The 16,129-nt window shown below is 72.0% G+C and carries 15 protein-coding genes; 4 read left to right on the top strand and 11 right to left on the bottom strand.

The window, feature by feature from the left end:
• Window positions 1-56 precede the first annotated feature (56 nt).
• From V1634_RS24755 to V1634_RS24735, 5 genes are all read right to left on the bottom strand, one after another.
• Window positions 57-752 (bottom strand): C39 family peptidase, encoded by a 696-nt coding sequence (locus V1634_RS24755; RefSeq protein WP_331210267.1) that lies wholly within the window; start codon window positions 750-752, stop codon window positions 57-59.
• 324 nt (window positions 753-1,076) lie between these two features.
• Complete coding sequence (locus V1634_RS24750) at window positions 1,077-1,889, bottom strand: alpha/beta fold hydrolase (RefSeq protein ID WP_331210266.1); 813 nt, start codon at window positions 1,887-1,889, stop codon at window positions 1,077-1,079.
• A 76-nt stretch (window positions 1,890-1,965) separates the two neighbouring features.
• Window positions 1,966-3,135, bottom strand: a complete 1,170-nt coding sequence (locus tag V1634_RS24745; protein WP_331210265.1) for a MalY/PatB family protein — start codon at window positions 3,133-3,135, stop codon at window positions 1,966-1,968.
• 47 nt (window positions 3,136-3,182) lie between these two features.
• The gene (locus tag V1634_RS24740) at window positions 3,183-3,383 is read right to left on the bottom strand and encodes a DUF397 domain-containing protein (protein WP_331210264.1); all 201 of its coding nucleotides are present in this window, start codon (window positions 3,381-3,383) and stop codon (window positions 3,183-3,185) included.
• Entirely contained in the window at window positions 3,374-3,616 is a 243-nt protein-coding gene (locus tag V1634_RS24735) for a Scr1 family TA system antitoxin-like transcriptional regulator (protein WP_331210263.1), read from the bottom strand. Before V1634_RS24735 ends, V1634_RS24740 begins: the two co-directional genes overlap by 10 nt.
• Between V1634_RS24735 and V1634_RS24730 the strand changes: the two genes are divergently transcribed.
• Window positions 3,606-3,779, top strand: a complete 174-nt coding sequence (locus V1634_RS24730) for a hypothetical protein (RefSeq protein ID WP_331210262.1) — start codon at window positions 3,606-3,608, stop codon at window positions 3,777-3,779. The genes V1634_RS24735 and V1634_RS24730 overlap by 11 nt on opposite strands.
• On the opposite strand, the gene V1634_RS24725 is transcribed toward V1634_RS24730, so the two are convergent.
• Together V1634_RS24725 and V1634_RS24720 are read right to left on the bottom strand one after the other, a co-directional pair.
• Window positions 3,756-4,235: a hypothetical protein gene (locus V1634_RS24725; RefSeq protein ID WP_331210261.1), complete on the bottom strand. Its 480-nt coding sequence runs from the start codon at window positions 4,233-4,235 to the stop codon at window positions 3,756-3,758. The genes V1634_RS24730 and V1634_RS24725 overlap by 24 nt on opposite strands.
• 49 nt (window positions 4,236-4,284) lie before the next feature.
• Window positions 4,285-5,310 (bottom strand): LysR family transcriptional regulator, encoded by a 1,026-nt coding sequence (locus V1634_RS24720; RefSeq protein WP_331210260.1) that lies wholly within the window; start codon window positions 5,308-5,310, stop codon window positions 4,285-4,287.
• Window positions 5,311-5,398: 88 nt separating this feature from the next.
• Between V1634_RS24720 and V1634_RS24715 the strand changes: the two genes are divergently transcribed.
• A complete protein-coding gene (locus tag V1634_RS24715) occupies window positions 5,399-6,847 on the top strand; it encodes an MFS transporter (RefSeq protein ID WP_331210259.1) in 1,449 nt (482 codons plus the stop codon).
• Here V1634_RS24715 and V1634_RS24710 read toward each other — a convergent pair.
• A complete protein-coding gene (locus V1634_RS24710) occupies window positions 6,844-8,703 on the bottom strand; it encodes an ABC transporter ATP-binding protein (protein ID WP_331210285.1) in 1,860 nt (619 codons plus the stop codon). The two genes, V1634_RS24715 and V1634_RS24710, sit on opposite strands and share 4 nt — an antisense overlap.
• A gap of 220 nt (window positions 8,704-8,923) precedes the next feature.
• On the opposite strand from V1634_RS24710, the gene V1634_RS24705 reads away from it, so the two are divergent.
• Window positions 8,924-10,444, top strand: a complete 1,521-nt coding sequence (locus tag V1634_RS24705) for a hypothetical protein (protein WP_331210258.1) — start codon at window positions 8,924-8,926, stop codon at window positions 10,442-10,444.
• 54 nt (window positions 10,445-10,498) lie between these two features.
• On the top strand, window positions 10,499-11,341 hold the full coding sequence (locus V1634_RS24700; protein WP_331210257.1) for an MOSC domain-containing protein: 843 nt from the start codon (window positions 10,499-10,501) through the stop codon (window positions 11,339-11,341).
• 83 nt (window positions 11,342-11,424) lie between these two features.
• Here the strand turns inward: V1634_RS24700 and lon are convergent, their stop codons facing one another.
• The 3 genes from lon to V1634_RS24685 form a co-directional block, all read right to left on the bottom strand.
• Entirely contained in the window at window positions 11,425-13,767 is a 2,343-nt protein-coding gene (gene lon / locus V1634_RS24695; RefSeq protein WP_331210256.1) for an endopeptidase La, read from the bottom strand.
• A gap of 116 nt (window positions 13,768-13,883) precedes the next feature.
• On the bottom strand, window positions 13,884-14,924 hold the full coding sequence (locus V1634_RS24690; RefSeq protein WP_331210255.1) for a LuxR C-terminal-related transcriptional regulator: 1,041 nt from the start codon (window positions 14,922-14,924) through the stop codon (window positions 13,884-13,886).
• A 47-nt stretch (window positions 14,925-14,971) separates the two neighbouring features.
• The gene (locus V1634_RS24685) at window positions 14,972-16,003 is read right to left on the bottom strand and encodes a LuxR C-terminal-related transcriptional regulator (protein ID WP_331210254.1); all 1,032 of its coding nucleotides are present in this window, start codon (window positions 16,001-16,003) and stop codon (window positions 14,972-14,974) included.
• Between the last annotated feature and the right edge of the window lie 126 nt (window positions 16,004-16,129).

Genomic DNA, 16,129 nt, shown 5'->3' with positions numbered 1-16,129 from the left:
CCGGAGACGACGAATGGGCCAGCCCCGGGAAGGGGGCTGGCCCATTCGGTCGTGCGTTATGCGGAGTATCCGCGTTCGGCGGCCCAGTTGGCGAGGGTGATGGTGCTCATCCAGTACTCGCTCTGGTTCGGGTTCGCCGGGTCGGCGATCTTCACCTTCCGGCCGTGGTCGTCGTACCCCACGACCGTCAGGTAGTGCCCACCCTCGTACGAGTGCGGCACACCGTCGACGTCGGTGGCGGTGCCCTTGATGTTCATCACCACCGGACGCTTGGCGTCGATCGCGTTGACGATGTCGACCTGGAGCCGGTCCATCTGCTCCGGCTTGGCGGTGCTGTCCGGGATCGCCACCGTCTGGTAGTCCCTACCACCGGCGGAGTTGAGCACCCGGGTGGTGTCCTCGGCCGAGTTCGTACCCGCCTCGGTCGTACCCAGCCGCTTGGCCACCTCGTCCTGCGACGGGGTGTGCCCCTGCGCCGACAGCGCGATCCGGGTCGCCGCGGGCGCGCAGTAGTAGAAGTTCTCCTGCGCCTTGTACTGGTAGTCCAGCATCTTCGACGGCGCCCGCTTGTCGATCTGCTTGATGTCCGCGGTCACCGACGCGGCGGTCGGCGACCCCGTCGTCGGGGTGTCCATCGCGATCACCGGGCCGGCGAACGCGCCACCGACAACGGCGAGTCCGGCGATACCCAGCGCGGTCTTACGCATCGGAGTCTCGGTGATGGCCGGTAGCCATCGGCTGACGAAAGTCATGATGGTCGCCTTCCATTCCGGGGGAACGACAACACCACACCAGCGGCGTGTCGAAAGGAAAGAAACCCGAAGAAACTCGGGGAAAGACACCTCACCGGCACGGGCGGGCGGCCTGTCATGCTCGGACCGCTCCCGCTACCGGGGTGCCAGGGGGATGTAACCGCGGCCGACGCCCCGTCATTCCCGGGGCCAGCCACCCACCCGCAGACCCGGGGGGGACCGCTGCTGCGGACGTACGCCAGGTATAACCACCACCCCCGACCCGGTGTTCCGCGATCCGCCCCCACCGCCCACCCGATCATGACCAAAAACCGGACACCCGGATCAGGACCGGACGGCCGGCAACCCGTCGAGCAGCGCCAGTACCCGGGCCGGATCCTCGACGTGGGCGTTGTGCCCCAAACCGGACAACGTACGCGTCGGCACACCCAACCGGGCCAACTCGTCGTCAGCGACCATCGGATCGTGCTCGCCACGGGCCAGCAGCACCGGAGCGGAGACCCCCGCCAGCAGCCCGCCCATCTCCGGAGCCCCGACGCCGAACGCGCGCGGATCCATCGCCAGCCGCCAGCGACCGTCCTCGGCTGGGACGATTCCGCCGTCGGCCACCGGATCGTCCGGCTCGACGAGCCCGACCAGCCCGGACACCCGCAGATGGCGTCGCGCCGCCTCGGCCCGGGAGTCGTACCAGGCAACCGGACGGTCGGCCAGCGCGGCGGCCTTGGCGAGTTCCTCGGCGGTCCAGCCGACCTTCACACCCAGCCCGACGACCGCCTCGACCGCCCAGCCGGACCCGCTACCGGCCGGACCGCCCGGCCCGCGCCCCGCCAGGGCCAGCCCGACCGCACCGCCCAGCGAGTGCCCGAGCACCACCACCCGGTCGCCGGGCGAGAGCAGTCCGGCCAGGCCGGCGGCCAGCGAGTCGAAGGAGTACCGGTCGAGTGCGGCGGAGCCGCCGTGCCCGGGCAGATCCGGCGCCAGCCAGCGTCCCGGCCAGCGATCGGCGAGCAGCTCCGCCCAGCCCCGCCACACCGCACCGGTGGCGCCCATCCCGTGCAGCAACAGCAGTACCGGCTGGCCCGTACCCCCGCCGAGCGTCACCCGCAGGTCCCCGGCCGTCGGATCCGCACCCGTCATGTCGAGCAGTCTGCCACCGGGAACCGTCGTACCGGATGCCCCGATCGACGGCGGCTTCCGGCCCGGCGCGGACAGGTCAGCGCAGGGCGGCGGCCATCCGGCGGACGGCCTCGGTGACCAGTTCCGGAGAGGTGGCCAGGTTGAACCGGGCGTGTCCGGCACCACCGGTCCCGAAGAGCGGTCCGGAGACCAGCGCGACCCGGCCGCGCTCCAGGAACACCTCGGCGGGGTCGGCCGGCGCACCGGAAGCACCGCCCGGCAGGTCCAGGCCCCGGCAGTCCAGCCAGGTCAGATAGGTGCCCTCCGGCGCCCGGTACCGCACCTGCGGCAGGTGCTCGGCGAGCAGGTCACCGAGGAGCCGACGGTTCTGGTCGAGCCCGGCCAGCAGTTCGTCGAGCCACGAGCCGCCGTAGCGGAACGCGGCGGTGTGCGCGAGCGCGCCCAGATGGCTGGCACCGTCGCCGGCCACCTTCGGCATCCGGGCCAGGTCGTCGGCGGCCGCCGGCCCGGCGACCGCGAGCGCCGCCTTCACCCCGGCCAGGTTCCACGCCTTCGACGCGGAGTGCAGCGCGAGGCCGCGTTCACCACCGGGCATCGAGAGGTACGGCCGGAACGTCACGCCCGGATAGATCAGCGGGGCGTGGATCTCGTCCACCACGACGCGTACGCCGTACCGGTCGGAGAGTTCGATCACCATCGCGAGTTCGTCGGCGGTGTGCACGGTGCCGGTCGGGTTGTGCGGGCTGCACAGCAGGTAGGCGGCCGGCCGGCCCCCGTCGACGGCCTCGGCGAAGGCCCGCTCCAGGGCGTCCGGGTCGAGCCGGTACTCCGCGTTCAGCGGCGCCTCGACGATCCGCCGCTCGGCGCTCCGGAGGAAGTCGTAGAACGGTGGATAGACCGGCGGGCTGATCACCACCGCGTCGCCGTACCCGGTGACCAGCTTGACCATCTCTACGACGCCGAGCATCACGTCGGGGACCAGCCGGGTGTGCTCGACCTTCGGGGCCCAGCCCCAGCGTTCCCGGGCGAAGCCGGCGAGCGCCGAGGCGTAGTCCGTACCGTCCGGCGGGTAGCCGGTGTCACCGAGCGCGACGGCGTCGGTCAGCGCCCGCGCGACCGGCTCGGCGAGCGGCACGTCCATCTCGGCGACCCAGAGCGGGAGTACGTCCGGCGGATACCGCCGCCACTTCTCGCTGGTACGGCGTCGCAGGTCGGCCAGGGAGAGGGTCTGCAAGGGGTTGCCCACCAGGCCACGGTACTTGCTTCGCCCGCTGGCGTGACTCGCCGTGGTGGTCACCTGGCCGTGCGGCACGGAATCTGCTGGCTGACGAAGGCCCGCCACGCTTCGGCGGCGAAGACGAGCACCGGCCCCGACGGGTCCTTGCTGTCCCGGACCCCGACCGCCCCCGGCAGGCCGACCGCAACCTCGACACACGCCGCCTGGTTCGAACCGCTGCGGGTGCTCTTGCGCCAGCACGCGCCGCTCAGGTCCATGTCTTCGCCACCTTCGATAACAACTCGGTCGACTGTGGAAGGATCAGCGCCTCGGCGAGGATGTCCTCCCAGTGGTCACGCACCTCGGTCACCTCGCCCGGCCGTTCGACCATCTGGCCCTGGAGACGGTTGTCGAGAAACACGACCTCCTCGCGTCCCGGCAGCGTCGCGATGATGAAGGGCCCGGCGAGCCCCGGGTACGCGCCAGCGCTCGACGGCACGATGTGGCACATCTACCTCGCCACCCTGCTCCAGGCGGCGATCGAGGACCTGCACCGGCTCAACCCCGACACGGCACCCGACCCGGCCCGGATGTACGCCCGCTTCCTCGGCTGGGTCCGGCCGCGCCTGCTGATCACCCGCGCCCGGCGGTTACGGCATCTGTACGGGATATGACCCCGGCCCGTACGGCATCGAACTCGGCTGCACCGGATGGGTCTCCCGGCGTTCGGCCTGGGCGAACCCGGCGGACCGGCTGTTCACCTGCGGCCAGCCGCCGGCCTCGTGGAACAGTCGCAGCGCGGTCGCCACTACCTCCGCGAGCGGCTCGTCGGCCTCGATCTCGATGCTGGCGCCAGGGGTGTCGATCCGCACCTTCGTCGGATGGGCCGAGTTGTCCGGGTTGGGTTTCGTCGGCTCCGGCTTTGCCGACTCCGACTCCGGAGCCGATACCGGCGGTGCCGGGGGCGGCGGCGAAGGTGTCGGTTCGGCAGCGGCGGGCGGCGTGCTGGGCGACTCCGGCACCGGCGCCGTCTCCGGCGGCGTTCGGTCCGGCAGCGGCGGGGTGGTGTCCGGCAGCGGCGGCGTCTCCGACGGCGACGGCTGGGCGGGAACCGACGCGGTGGACGACACGGGACGAGACGGCTCGGCTCGGGGCGGCTGGGTTGTCACCCCGTCATTGTCAGGCCCGGCCACGCCGGTCCGACACGCTGTCCCCCGTCTCGTCCGTCTCCTCGGCCGCCGGCCGGTCGAGTACGCGTACCGCCGCACGGTCCGGGGTGGGCAGCCAGTGCCGGGCGGGGTCGAAGGACAGCCAGTCGGCCCGCTCGGCGATCGTGGCGACCGTACGTAGCAGTCGGCTGAGCAGCGGATGGATCCGGTCGCGACGCCAGACCAGCGACCACGGGTAGAGCGGGGTCGGATCGACCAGCGGAATCAGCGCCATCGCGGGCGGAGGGGTGGCCCGAACGTCGGCACCGAGCAGCCAGATCCACTGCCCCTGCGCCTGTAGCTGCACCACCACCTGCTCGAAGGTGACGAACGCGGGCCCGACGGTCACCGGGATCCGCAGGTCGTCACCGAGGGCACGCAGATATCCGTCCAACTCGGTGGCGCCCGCGACGGCCGGAGACCAGATCCCGTACGGCGCCAGGTCGGCCGGACGCAACGCCGGTCGGGTCGCCAGGGGGTGACGGTCCGACACCAGAGCGTTCAGGGGTTCCAGCCGGACCAGCCGGTGGGCCAGCTCGACAGCGCCGGGCTCGGCCGGACCGTGTACCCGGCCGAGTGCGACGTCGATCTCGCCGCGTTGCAACGCCGACAGGGCGGTGCCCAGACTGTGTCGGGTGCTCAGCTCCAGCGGCAGATCGCCGAGGTCGGAGACCAGCCGCTGGAGCATCGAGGACGCGGCGATCGGCCGGAACGTGTCGAGGCGCAGCGGCTGCCGGTCGAGGTGTGCCGCGGCCACGATCTCGTCGGCGGCGCCGAGCACCCGCCGCGACAGCGGCAGCAGCCGCCGCCCCAGGTCGGTCAGCTCGACGACGTGGTGGCCGCGGACGAACAGCGGCCCGCCCAGCGTCTTCTCCAGCCGGTGGACACGATGGGACAGTGCCTGCTGGGTGAGGTACAGCCGGTCCGCCGCCCGCCGGAAGTGCAGTTCCTCGGCAGTCGCGACGAATGCCCGGAGTTGGCGAAGATCGAGGTCCACCCCGCGCAGGCTGCGACGACAAGAGTTGTTTGTCAAGACTGTCGCCGCGTGTTGGACAGGCCAGCCGGCTAAAGGTTCGGTTGATCACATGACTGAGGACCTCCAGCCCCGCAGGCCGGCGCAGGGCGATACCGCGGAGCCACGCCGCTGGCCGGTACTCGCGGTGTTGGCGCTGATCCAGTTCACCTTCACCGTGGACAGCTCGATCGTGAACATCGCGCTGCCCTCGGTACAGCGGGAACTGGACGCGTCCACGGCCGACCTCGCCTGGGTGGTCAACGCCTACGTGGTGACCGCCGGTGGGCTGCTGTTGCTCGGCGGCCGGCTGGCCGACCTGTACGGGCGGCGCCGGATATTCCTGGTCGGCACGGCGGTGTTCGCGGTGGCCTCGTTGACCAGTGGCGTCGCGGTGAACACCGGCATGCTGGTCGCCGGCCGGTTCGGCCAGGGTGTCGGGGAGGCGCTGGCGGCACCGTCCGCCCTGTCGATGATCGTCTTGATGTTCACCGATGCGCGGGAGCGGGCCCGCGCGCTGGCAATCTGGGGCGGCCTGAGCGGGCTCGGCGCCATAGCCGGGGTGTTGCTCTCCGGCACCCTGACGGAATTCGCGGGGTGGCGCTGGGTCTTCTTCGTCAACCTGCCGGTTGCTGCCGTCGTACTGCTGGTCATCCCCCGGTTGGTGGACGCACAGCGGGGTTCCGGTGCGCGGCGGATCGACTGGGCGGGCGCGACGCTCGTCACCACCGGTCTGATCGCCCTGGTCGCCGGTCTACTCGCGGCCGGCCACAACGGGTGGACCGCCCCGGTCGTCCTCGTCCCGCTTCTGGCCGGGCTGGCCGCCCTCACCGCCTTCGTCGCCGTGCAGACCAGGAGCGTGGAACCGCTGGTGCCGATGAGCTTCTTCGCCAGCCGTCCCCGCCTCTCGGCGAACCTGGCGACAATGGCGCTGACCAGCGGACTGGCTGCCACGATGTTCCTGCTCACCCTGTACATGCAGAACGTCCTCGACTACCGACCGCTGGTCACGGGACTGGCGTACCTTCCGTTCTGTGTGGCCTTCCTCGGCGGGTTGATGGCGTCGACCGCGTTGACCGCTCGACTCGGCATCACCTGGACCATCGTCACGGGCCTGGTGCTCAGCGCCGGCGGCCTGCTGTATCTGGCGCTCCGGATGTCGGTGAGCAGCGGTTATCTCGAAGCCCTGCTACCCGCGACGGTGCTGATCGCGGTGGGGCTGGGCATCGCCTTCCCGGCGCTCCAGAACGCGGCCCTGCACGGGGTGACCGACGACGATGCCGGTCTCGGCTCCGGTGTCCAGACCACGACCCAGCAACTCGGCAGCGCTCTCGGCCTGGCCACCTTCGCCGCGATCGCGATCAGTCGTGCCGGGGCGGCATCGGATTCCGGGGCCACCGCGAAAGCGGCCGAGGTCGCCGGCTACCGGTGGGCCTTCTACGCGGCAGCGGGCGCACTGGTCCTGGCCGCCGTGCTGATGCCGACGGCCGGCCGCGTACCACCGGAGGAGCCGGCACGTTAGCCGGGCACCAGCTCGCCCCGGTCAGCCCCGACCTGGTCGGGCTGGTTGAACTGGGTCCGGTACAGCTCCTCGTAGCGGCCGCCGGCGGCGAGCAGTTCGTCGTGGGTGCCGCGCTCCACGATCCGGCCCTCCTCCACCACCAGGATCTGGTCGGCGGCCCGTACGGTGGAGAGCCGGTGCGCGATCACCAACGCCGTACGGTCGGCCAGCGCCTCGCCGAGCGCCGCCTGCACCGCCGCCTCGGAGGTGGAGTCGAGGTGCGCGGTCGCCTCGTCCAGGATCACCACCCGAGGCCGGGCAAGCAGCAGCCGCGCGATGGTCAACCGCTGCCGCTCACCGCCGGAGAGCCGGTAGCCACGCTCGCCGACCACGGTGTCGAGCCCGTCGGGCAGCCCCTCGATCAGGTCGGCGAGCCGGGCCCGGCGCAGCGCGTCCCACAGCTCCTGCTCCGTCGCGTCGGGCCGGGCCAGCAGCAGGTTGCTCCGGATGGTGTCGTGGAACAGGTGCCCGTCCTGGGTGACCAGGCCGAGAGTGGCCCGGATCGAGTCGGCGGAGAGGTCCCGGACGTCCTGCCCGGCCAGGCGTACGGCGCCGGAGTCGGTGTCGTAGAGCCGGGGTACGAGCTGGGCGATGGTGGACTTGCCGGCTCCGGAGGAACCGACCAGGGCGACGAGTTGGCCCGGCTCGACCCGGAACGAGACGTCGTGCAGCACGTCGACCCCGCCCCGGGTGTCCAGGGCCGCCACCTCTTCGAGGGAGGCGAGCGAGACCTTCTCCGCCGACGGGTAGCCGAAGGTCACCCCGTCCAGCTCGACCGAGACCGGTCCCTCCGGCACCTCGCGCGCGTCGGGCTTCTCGGTGATCAGCGGCTTGAGGTCGAGGATCTCGAAGACCCGCTCGAAGCTGACCAGCGCGCTCATCACCTCGACCCGGACGCTGGCCAACGCGGTCAGCGGGGCGTAGAGCCGGGTCAGCAGCAGGGCGAGCGCGACCACGGCACCCGGCTCCAGTTGCCCGCGCAGCGCGTAGAGGCCACCGAGGCCGTACACCAGGGCGAGAGCCAGCGCCGAGACCAGGGTGAGCGCGGTGATGAAGACCGACTGGACCATGGCGGTGCGAACCCCGATGTCGCGGACCCGCCGGGCGCGCAGCGCGAACTCGGCGGACTCCTCCGCCGGCCGGCCGAAGAGCTTGACCAGGGTCGCGCCGGGCGCGGAGAACCGCTCGGTCATCTGGGTGCTCATCGTCGCGTTGTGGTTGGCGGCCTCGCGCTCCAGCCGGGCCAGCCGGCTGCCCATCCGGCGGGCCGGCAGCACGAAGACCGGCAGCAGCACGAGCGCGAGCAGGGTGATCCGCCAGGAGATGCCGATCATCACCACCAGGGTGAGCAGCAGCGTGACGAGGTTGCCGACCACCCCGGAGAGGGTGTCGGAGAAGGCCCGCTGCGCGCCGATCACGTCGTTGTTGAGCCGGCTGACCAGGGCGCCGGTGCGGGTCCGGGTGAAGAAGGCGACCGGCATCTTCTGCACGTGGTCGAAGACCGCGGTACGCAGGTCGAGGATGAGCCCCTCGCCGATGCTCGCCGAGAAATAGCGGGTGAGCAGCGCGAGACCGGCCTCGACCAGCGCGACGACGCCGATCAGCACGGCGAGCCCGACGACCAGGTCGGTGCTCCCGCCGCTGACGATGCCGTCGACCACCCGGCCGGCCAGCACCGGCGTGGCCACCGCGAGGACCGACATCACCACGCTGAGCAGCAGATAGTTGATCAACCGGCGGCGGTGCGGCCGGGCGAAGCCGGCGATGCGCCGGAGCGTGGCCATCGAGAACGGCCGTCTGTCCTGCTGGGCGTGCATCGCGTGGTAGAGCGAGTTCCACGCCGTGACTTCCATACTCATCGCTGGCACCCTCCGTGAACACCGAATCGCCCGGACCTTATCGGCGCCCACCGACAGTACGACCTCAAGCAATGTCGAGGTCAACCTTCGGCGGTACCGCCCGGACGGCGGTCGGACGGCGGTCGGACGGCGGTCGGCGCGGAACGAAACCGCTGAAGGTGTGACAGACTCGCGACTCGTGCCGCTCCGCCTCCCCCGCCCCGGCCGCTACGGCCTGCTCGCCGCCGCGCTGGGCGCGCTCGGCGTGCTCTGGCGGATCTGGCTGACCGTGGCCGGCACCCCGCCCACCAACAGCGACGAGGCCACGATGGGACTGGCCGCGCTGCACATCGCGCAGGGGCGGGACCTGCCGGTCTTCTTCTACGGGCAGCACTACATGGGCACCGTCGAGGCGTACCTGGCGGCGCCGCTGGTCGCGCTGGCCGGACCGTCGGTGACCGCGCTGCGCATTCCCACGCTGCTGCTCTACGCGCTCTTCCTGGTGCTGATGTACCTGCTGGTCCGCCGCGTCTTCACCGCCGGCCTGGCGGTGCTGACCGTCGGGCTGCTGGCGCTGGGCTCCGACCGGATCGTGAAGAACCAGTTGATCGCCGGTGGGGGCTATCCGGAAACCGCCCCGATGGTCGCCGGGCTGCTGCTGCTCGGCTACCTGCTGGCCACCCGGGCCACGACCCGCTGGTACGCCTTCGCCGGCTGGGGCGCCCTGTTCGGGCTGGTCGCCTGGAACCACTGGCTGCCGGCACCGTACCTGCTCGGTGCGCTGATGGTGCTCGGCACCGCCCGGGTGCTGACCCGGCGCACCGCCGGGCTGGTCGGGGCCGGGCTGCTGGTCGGGGTACTGCCGCTGATCGTCGGGAACGTGCAGGCCGGCTGGGCCGACAACTCGCTCGCGGTCTTCCTCCGGCTCAACGGGGCCGGCACCGACGCCGGCCTGTGGGACCGGATCGTCGGCGGTGCCTGGCTGGGCCTGCCGCTCGGGATGGGCCTGTGCGAGCCGAGTTACTGCGCCGGCTGGTCGCTCTGGTGGGGGCCCGTCGTGCTGCTCCTGCTCACCGCCGCCCTACTGCTCGCGGTACGCCGGCTGCGTACCCCCGCAACGCTGGACCCCGTCGACCGCACCCGGGCAGTGACCTGGCTGGTACTCGCCGCCGCCGGCCTGCTCAGCGTGCTCAGCTACGTACGCAGCCCGGCCGCCGCTGACTCACCGGTGGAGAGCGCCCGCTACCTGTCGGTGCTGCTGGTCTCGCTGCCGGTGGCGCTCTGGCCGCTCTACCGGCTGGTCCGGGCCGGCGGCCGGCCGGCGATACCGGCGGCGCTGCCGATCGCCGCGCTCGCGCTCACCATGCTGGCCGCCACGGTGAGCCTGGTCGACACCGTCGACGAATACCGGGCGGAACGCGCGGAACGGTCGGAGGTGCTGGCGGTGCTGCGCGAGCGGGGGCTGAGCCAGGTGCACGGCGGGTACTGGACCTGCAACTGGATCACATATCTGAGTGCGGAGCGGACCACCTGCGGCGTCGTCGACGACCGGCTCGACCGGGGACTCAACCGGTACCCCGGCTACTGGCACCCGCAGCCGCAGGCCGTGTTGACTCCGATCGGCTCACCGCTGGACGCCGAACTGGCCCGGCGGATGCCCGGCAGCACCCCGGAGCGGGTGGCCGGCTACCACCTCTACCCGCCGCTGCCGGCCGGCTGAAATCTGCCGCAGCGGAGTTACCCCCGTCACACCACGTCATGTCATCCTGACCGGATGCGAGTCACCTCCATGTACACGTACCCGGTGAAGGGGTGCCGCCGGATGGACCGCGACACGGCGCGGGTCGAACCGTGGGGTCTCGACGGCGACCGGCGCTGGCTCATCGTTGACGCACACGGGCTCGGGCTGACCCAGCGCCAGCACCGGGAACTGGTGACGATGCGCGCGGTGTCCCGGCCCGGCGGGCTGACCCTGGACGCGCCGGGGCTGCCCCCGCTCGACCTGGCCGAACCGACCGACGGCGAAGCGCTCCAGGTCCGGGTCTACCGGGGACGGCCGCCCGCACCGGTCCGCGCCGCCGGCCCGGAGGCGGACGACTGGCTCAACCGATTGTTGGGGCGCACCGCCCGGCTGGTCTGGCTCGGCGACCCCACCGGCAACCGCGTTCCCTGGCCGGTTCCGGCCGAGGTCGGCGCCGAGCTGAGCTTCGCCGACGGCACCCCGCTGCTGCTGACCAACACCGCGTCGCTGGACGAGTTCAACGACTGGCTGCGGGAGTCGGGCAGCGCCGAGGGGCCACTGCCGATGATCCAGTTCCGCCCGAACGTGGTGATCAGCGGTGCCGCGCCGTGGGCCGAGGGCGAGTGGGTCGGCCGGCGGATCAGGATCGGCGGGGCGGTGTTCCAGGGTGCCGACGAGTGCGGCCGCTGTCTGATCGCGACGATCGACCAGGAGACCGGGGAGCGGGGGCGGGAGCCGCTGTGGATGCTCGCCGCACGCCGGCACATCGGCCGGAAGCTCCTCTTCGGTCTCCAGCTGACGGTACGGGCCGAACCGGGCGGGCCTGCCGAGGGTCGTACCGTCAGCGTCGGTGACCCCGTGGAGGTGCTGGACTGACCTGGAACGCACCGCAGCCCGAGAGAGACGGCGACGGGCCGCCCGCGCATCGCGGGCGGCCCGTCGGTCGTTGTCGGGTCAGCTCAGGCGGCGGCCAGCGCCGGGCCGTCGGCGGTGTCGAGCAGCCCCGGGTCGTCCGCCGGACGCAGGGCCAGCGCCAGTACGTCCGCCACGTCGGTCAGGGTGTGCACGGTCAGTGCCTCCCGCACCTCGGTGGGCAGGTCGTCCAGGTCCGGCTCGTTCCGGGCCGGGATGATCACCTCGGTCAGCCCCGCCCGGTGCGCGGCGAGCAGCTTCTGCTTCACCCCGCCGATCGGCAGGACCCGGCCGGAGAGGGTGACCTCGCCGGTCATGCCGAACTCCGGGCGTACCGGCCGGCCGCTGGCCAGCGAGGCCAGCGCGGTGACCATGGTGATGCCGGCGCTCGGACCGTCCTTCGGCACCGCACCCGCCGGCACGTGCAGGTGGATCCGCCGCCCGGCCAGCGCGTTCGGGTCCAGCCCCAACGCCCGGCCGTTCGACCGGAGGTAGGAGAGCGCGATGTGCGCCGACTCCTTCATCACGTCGCCGAGCTGCCCGGTCAGGGTCAGCCCCGGCTCGCCCTCCATGCTGGTCGCCTCGATGAAGAGCACGTCACCGCCGGCACCGGTCACCGCCAGCCCGGTCGCCACCCCGGGCACCGCCGTCCGCTCCGCCGACTCCGGCGTGAACTTCGGCCGACCCAGGTAGCTGGCCAGGTTGTCGGTGTCGACGCGTACCGGACCCTCGGTCGAGGCCAGCGCGACCGCGACCTTGCGGAGGATCTTCGCCAGCGCGCGTTCGAGCTGGCGTACCCCCGCCTCGCGGGTGTGCTCGGCGGCGATCCGGCCCAGTGCCGCGTCGGAGACGCTCACCTCGTCGGCGGTCAGTCCGGCCCGCTCGATCTGCCGGGGCAACAGGTGGTCCCGGGCGATCGCGACCTTCTCCTCCTCGGTGTAGCCGTCCAGCGTCACCAGCTCCATCCGGTCCAGCAGCGGGCCGGGGATCGCCTCCACCACGTTGGCGGTGGCCAGGAAGAGCACGTCGGACAGGTCGAGGTCGACCTCCAGGTAGTGGTCCCGGAAGGTGTGGTTCTGCGCCGGGTCCAGCACCTCCAGCAGGGCGGCGGCCGGGTCACCGGCGTACCCCGCCGAGATCTTGTCGACCTCGTCGAGCAGCACGACCGGGTTCATCGAGCCCGCCTCGCGCAGCGCCCGGACGATCCGGCCGGGCAGCGCGCCGACGTACGTCCGGCGGTGGCCACGGATCTCGGCCTCGTCCCGGATGCCGCCGAGGGAGACCCGGACGAACTTCCGGCCCAGCGCCCGGGCGACCGACTCGCCGAGGCTGGTCTTGCCGACTCCGGGCGGGCCGCCGAGGGCGAGCACCGCGCCCGAGCCACGGCCGCCGACGACCTGGAGGTTGCGGGCCGCGCGCCGGTTGCGCACCGCCAGGTACTCCAGGATCCGGTCCTTCACGTCGGCCAGGCCGGCGTGGTCGGCGTCGAGCACCTGCCGGGCCTGGACCAGGTCGGTGTTGTCCTCGGTACGCGTGGACCACGGCATCTCCAGCACCGTGTCCAGCCAGGTACGGATCCAGCCCGCCTCCGGGGAGGCGTCGCTGGCCCGCTCCAGCTTGCCGACCTCGCGCAGTGCCGCCTCGCGTACCTTGTCGGGCAGTTCGGCGGACTCGACCCGGGAACGGTAGTCGGCCGAGCCGTCCGGCTCGTCCTCGCCCAGCTCCTTGCGGATCGCGGCGAGCTGCTGGCGGAGCAGGAACTCGCGCTGGGACTTCTCCAGTCCCTCCCGCACGTCGGAGTTGATCTGCTCGGTGACCTCCTGCTCGGCCAGGTACGCCTTCACCCAGCCGACCAGCAGTTCGAGCCGGGCGGTCACGTCCGGCGCGGCGAGCAGTTCGATCTTCTGCTCCAGGGTGAGCCACGGCGCGTAGCCGGCCGAGTCGGCCAGCTCGGCCAGGTCGGTCATCCGCTCGACCGCGTCGATGACCTGCCAGGCGCCGCGCTGTTGCAGCAGTGACGTCACCAGTGCCCGGTACTCCCGGGCGAGTTCCTTGGCCCGGCCGGCCGGTGCCGGCTCGGTGATCTGGACGGTCTCGACCCAGAGGGCGGCACCGGGGCCGGGCACACCGGAGCCGATCCGGGCCCGGGACTCGCCGCGCACCACGGCGGCGGGTTCGCCGCTGGGCAGCCGGCCGACCTTCTCGATCGTGGCGATGACGCCGATGGAGCCGTACTCCCCGTCGACCCGGGGCACGGCCAGAAGCTTCTTGTCGCCCGTGGCCCGGGCGGCGTCCACCGCTGCCTGGGTGGTCGCGTCCAGGGTCACCGGGATGACCATGCCGGGCAGCAGGACAGCGTCGGTCAGAGCAAGAACCGGAAGAGTTGCCATCACACACCTGCCATCGTTAGTTGAGCTTGTACGACTCAAGTAACAAACGGTGCTCCATGTTCCGGCTTGTGATCCAGAGCACTAACCTGGGCCGGGGTCCGGGCCGAACCGGACGGTCAGTCCAGTGGGGGACGGCCGGTGCAGGGCGGGATGAACCAGCCGTGCCGCGCCGTCCGGAGCAGCGCCGCATGCCGGTTCGGGGCGTCGAGCTTGACCACGATCCGCGCGACGGTCTCGGCGACCGTGCCGACCGGCAGGTCCAGGCCGACTGCGATGCGCCGGTCGGACCAGCCCTCCAGCAGCAGGCCGACCACCACCAACTCGCGGCGGGTCAGCACCGACCGGCCGCCCGGCAGCGGAGACAGCACCAGCACCCCTACCACGGACGGCGGCGCGGTGGCACAGCCCAGGACGACGACCTGGAGCATCCCCGACCGGTCGTCATGCTCCTGCCCCCGACAGGCCGGCCAGAGGAACGAGGCCGAGCCGCCGCAGTGCACGGCCTGGTGCAGGGCCACGCCCGGCAACGCCGAATCCGGGGCCAGCAGCGGGTGTCCGGGCAGGCCGGGCAGCGGGTGTGCCGCACCGCTACGGGTCAGCACCGCCCCCGCCCGGGCGTTCCGGACGACCTGGGCCAGCACCGCCAGCGACCGTACCTGCTCGATGGCGGCGGCGATCTGCGGAGCCAGCGCCCCGACCAGGTTCCGCTCGGCGTCGGTCGGCCGACCGGGGTCGTCGGTGCACATGATCAGCACCCCGACGTGCCGGCGGTCCGGTGTGAACAGGCCGACCGCGATCCCCTCCCGGAAGCCGGCCGGAAAGTAGTAGTCCCCCCAGACCGGCAGCTCGGCCAGCGGCACCGGCGAGTCACGGGCCCGCTGCGGCACGGGTGAGCTGGTCAGCCCGACCAGTTCGACCTGCTCCAGCAGCGCCGCCGTGCCGAAGTAGTTCCGGATCCGGGTGTCGTAGCCGAAGCTGGCCACTTCGGCGTACCGGCGGTGCCGGTCGTCGAGCAGGGCGAGCCAGGCGGCCTGGACCGGCATCACCGCGCCGAGCCCGGCCAGCAACTCGTCCGGCTGACCGGCGCGGGCCACCGCCGCGGCGATCTCGGCCAGGCCGCGGATCGCCTTCGAAGAGGATGGTGGAGGAGCGGTCATCACAGAACCTTCGTCGGCGGACAGGCCGGTACGACGACGCGGGACGGTCAGCGTCGGAGCCGGGCAAGGGGCTGGGGAACATAGAGGCCCAGGCGCAGTGCACGGACGGCGGCCAGGGTACGGGTCGGGGCATCCATCTTGTCCAGGATGTGTTCTATGTGCGCGGCGACCGTGCGTTGGGTGATCACCAACTGGTTCGCCATCCGCTGGTTGGACCAGCCGTCGACGAGCAGTCCGAGGATCTCCAACTCCCGCCTGGTCAGGCCGCGCAGATCCCGCGTGGCGGAGATCAGCAGCACCGCGAGCAGGTGTGCCGGCGCCGAGGCCGGACAGGCCAGGACGGTCACCTGGAGGTGGCGGCCGGGATCGTCCGACGACGGGTACGGGCAGAGGAACCAGTTGTGCACGTGCCCCTCGCGCAGCCCTGCCGCCGCCACCTCCAACACCGCCGACCCGGCATCGAGCAGCGGATGGCCCGGCAGCCCGGGCAGCGGCAGCACGTTGCCGGCCCGGGTCAGCACCACGCCCCACTGCGCGTCGGCGACGATCTTCGACAGCGTGACGATCGACCGCATCGGGTCTACGGCGTCGGCCAACGTCGGGGTGAGCAGCCCGAGAAAGTCCCGGATCTCGTCGCTCGGTTGTGCCGGGTCGTCGGTGTGCAGGGTGATCAGTCCGAGGTGCCGTCCGTCCCGGCTGAACAGGGTGAGGCCGATCCCCTCCCGGAAACCCGCCGGCTCCAGGTGCTCCGCCCAGGACTGCAACTCACCGGGCGGCACCGGCGCGTCGCGTACGCACATCGGCGGACGGTCCCGATCCATGCCGAGCAACTCCATCTCCCGGTAATGCTCCGAGCTGCGCATGTAGGCGATAGTCGCCTCCGTGTAACCGGACTCGCCCACCACCTCGAACTCCCGACGCTCCGGGTCGAGCACGTGCATCATCGAGCCGCCGCTCGGCATCAGCCGGTGCAGTACCCTCAGCAGTTCCGGCACCCGGTCCCGCACATCTCCCGGCAGCGCCGCGATCCGCTCCATGTCGGCCACGATCCCGGCGGCACCGGGTGGCAGGTCAACCATCCCCCGTACCGGTACACCGAGCCGTCGCCCGCATAATGATCCACTCCTCGCCGTCTCCGCAGCGCCGCCACTAGACCACCCGCACTGGTGCGGTTACCTAAGAGAACGGCGGGGAGCGCCGCCGGA

The sequence above is a fragment of the Plantactinospora veratri genome, assembly GCF_036421995.1.
Classification (GTDB): domain Bacteria; phylum Actinomycetota; class Actinomycetes; order Mycobacteriales; family Micromonosporaceae; genus Plantactinospora; species Plantactinospora veratri.
The sequence above is the reverse complement of the archived record's forward strand: the minus strand, read 5'-3'. Positions and strand labels throughout refer to the sequence as shown.

Bases quoted from the DNA above. Each gene is read 5' to 3' on its own strand.
- V1634_RS24755 (WP_331210267.1), bottom strand. From the start codon at position 752: ATGACTTTCGTCAGCCGATGGCTACCGGCCATCACCGAGACTCCGATG.
- V1634_RS24750 (WP_331210266.1), bottom strand. From the start codon at position 1,889: ATGACGGGTGCGGATCCGACGGCCGGGGACCTGCGGGTGACGCTCGGC.
- V1634_RS24740 (WP_331210264.1), bottom strand. From the start codon at position 3,383: ATGGACCTGAGCGGCGCGTGCTGGCGCAAGAGCACCCGCAGCGGTTCG.
- V1634_RS24730 (WP_331210262.1), top strand. From the start codon at position 3,606: ATGTGGCACATCTACCTCGCCACCCTGCTCCAGGCGGCGATCGAGGAC.
- V1634_RS24735 (WP_331210263.1), bottom strand. From the start codon at position 3,616: ATGTGCCACATCGTGCCGTCGAGCGCTGGCGCGTACCCGGGGCTCGCC.
- V1634_RS24715 (WP_331210259.1), top strand. From the start codon at position 5,399: ATGACTGAGGACCTCCAGCCCCGCAGGCCGGCGCAGGGCGATACCGCG.
- V1634_RS24710 (WP_331210285.1), bottom strand. From the start codon at position 8,703: ATGCACGCCCAGCAGGACAGACGGCCGTTCTCGATGGCCACGCTCCGG.
- V1634_RS24700 (WP_331210257.1), top strand. From the start codon at position 10,499: ATGCGAGTCACCTCCATGTACACGTACCCGGTGAAGGGGTGCCGCCGG.
- lon (WP_331210256.1), bottom strand. From the start codon at position 13,767: ATGGCAACTCTTCCGGTTCTTGCTCTGACCGACGCTGTCCTGCTGCCC.
- V1634_RS24690 (WP_331210255.1), bottom strand. From the start codon at position 14,924: ATGACCGCTCCTCCACCATCCTCTTCGAAGGCGATCCGCGGCCTGGCC.
- V1634_RS24685 (WP_331210254.1), bottom strand. From the start codon at position 16,003: ATGGTTGACCTGCCACCCGGTGCCGCCGGGATCGTGGCCGACATGGAG.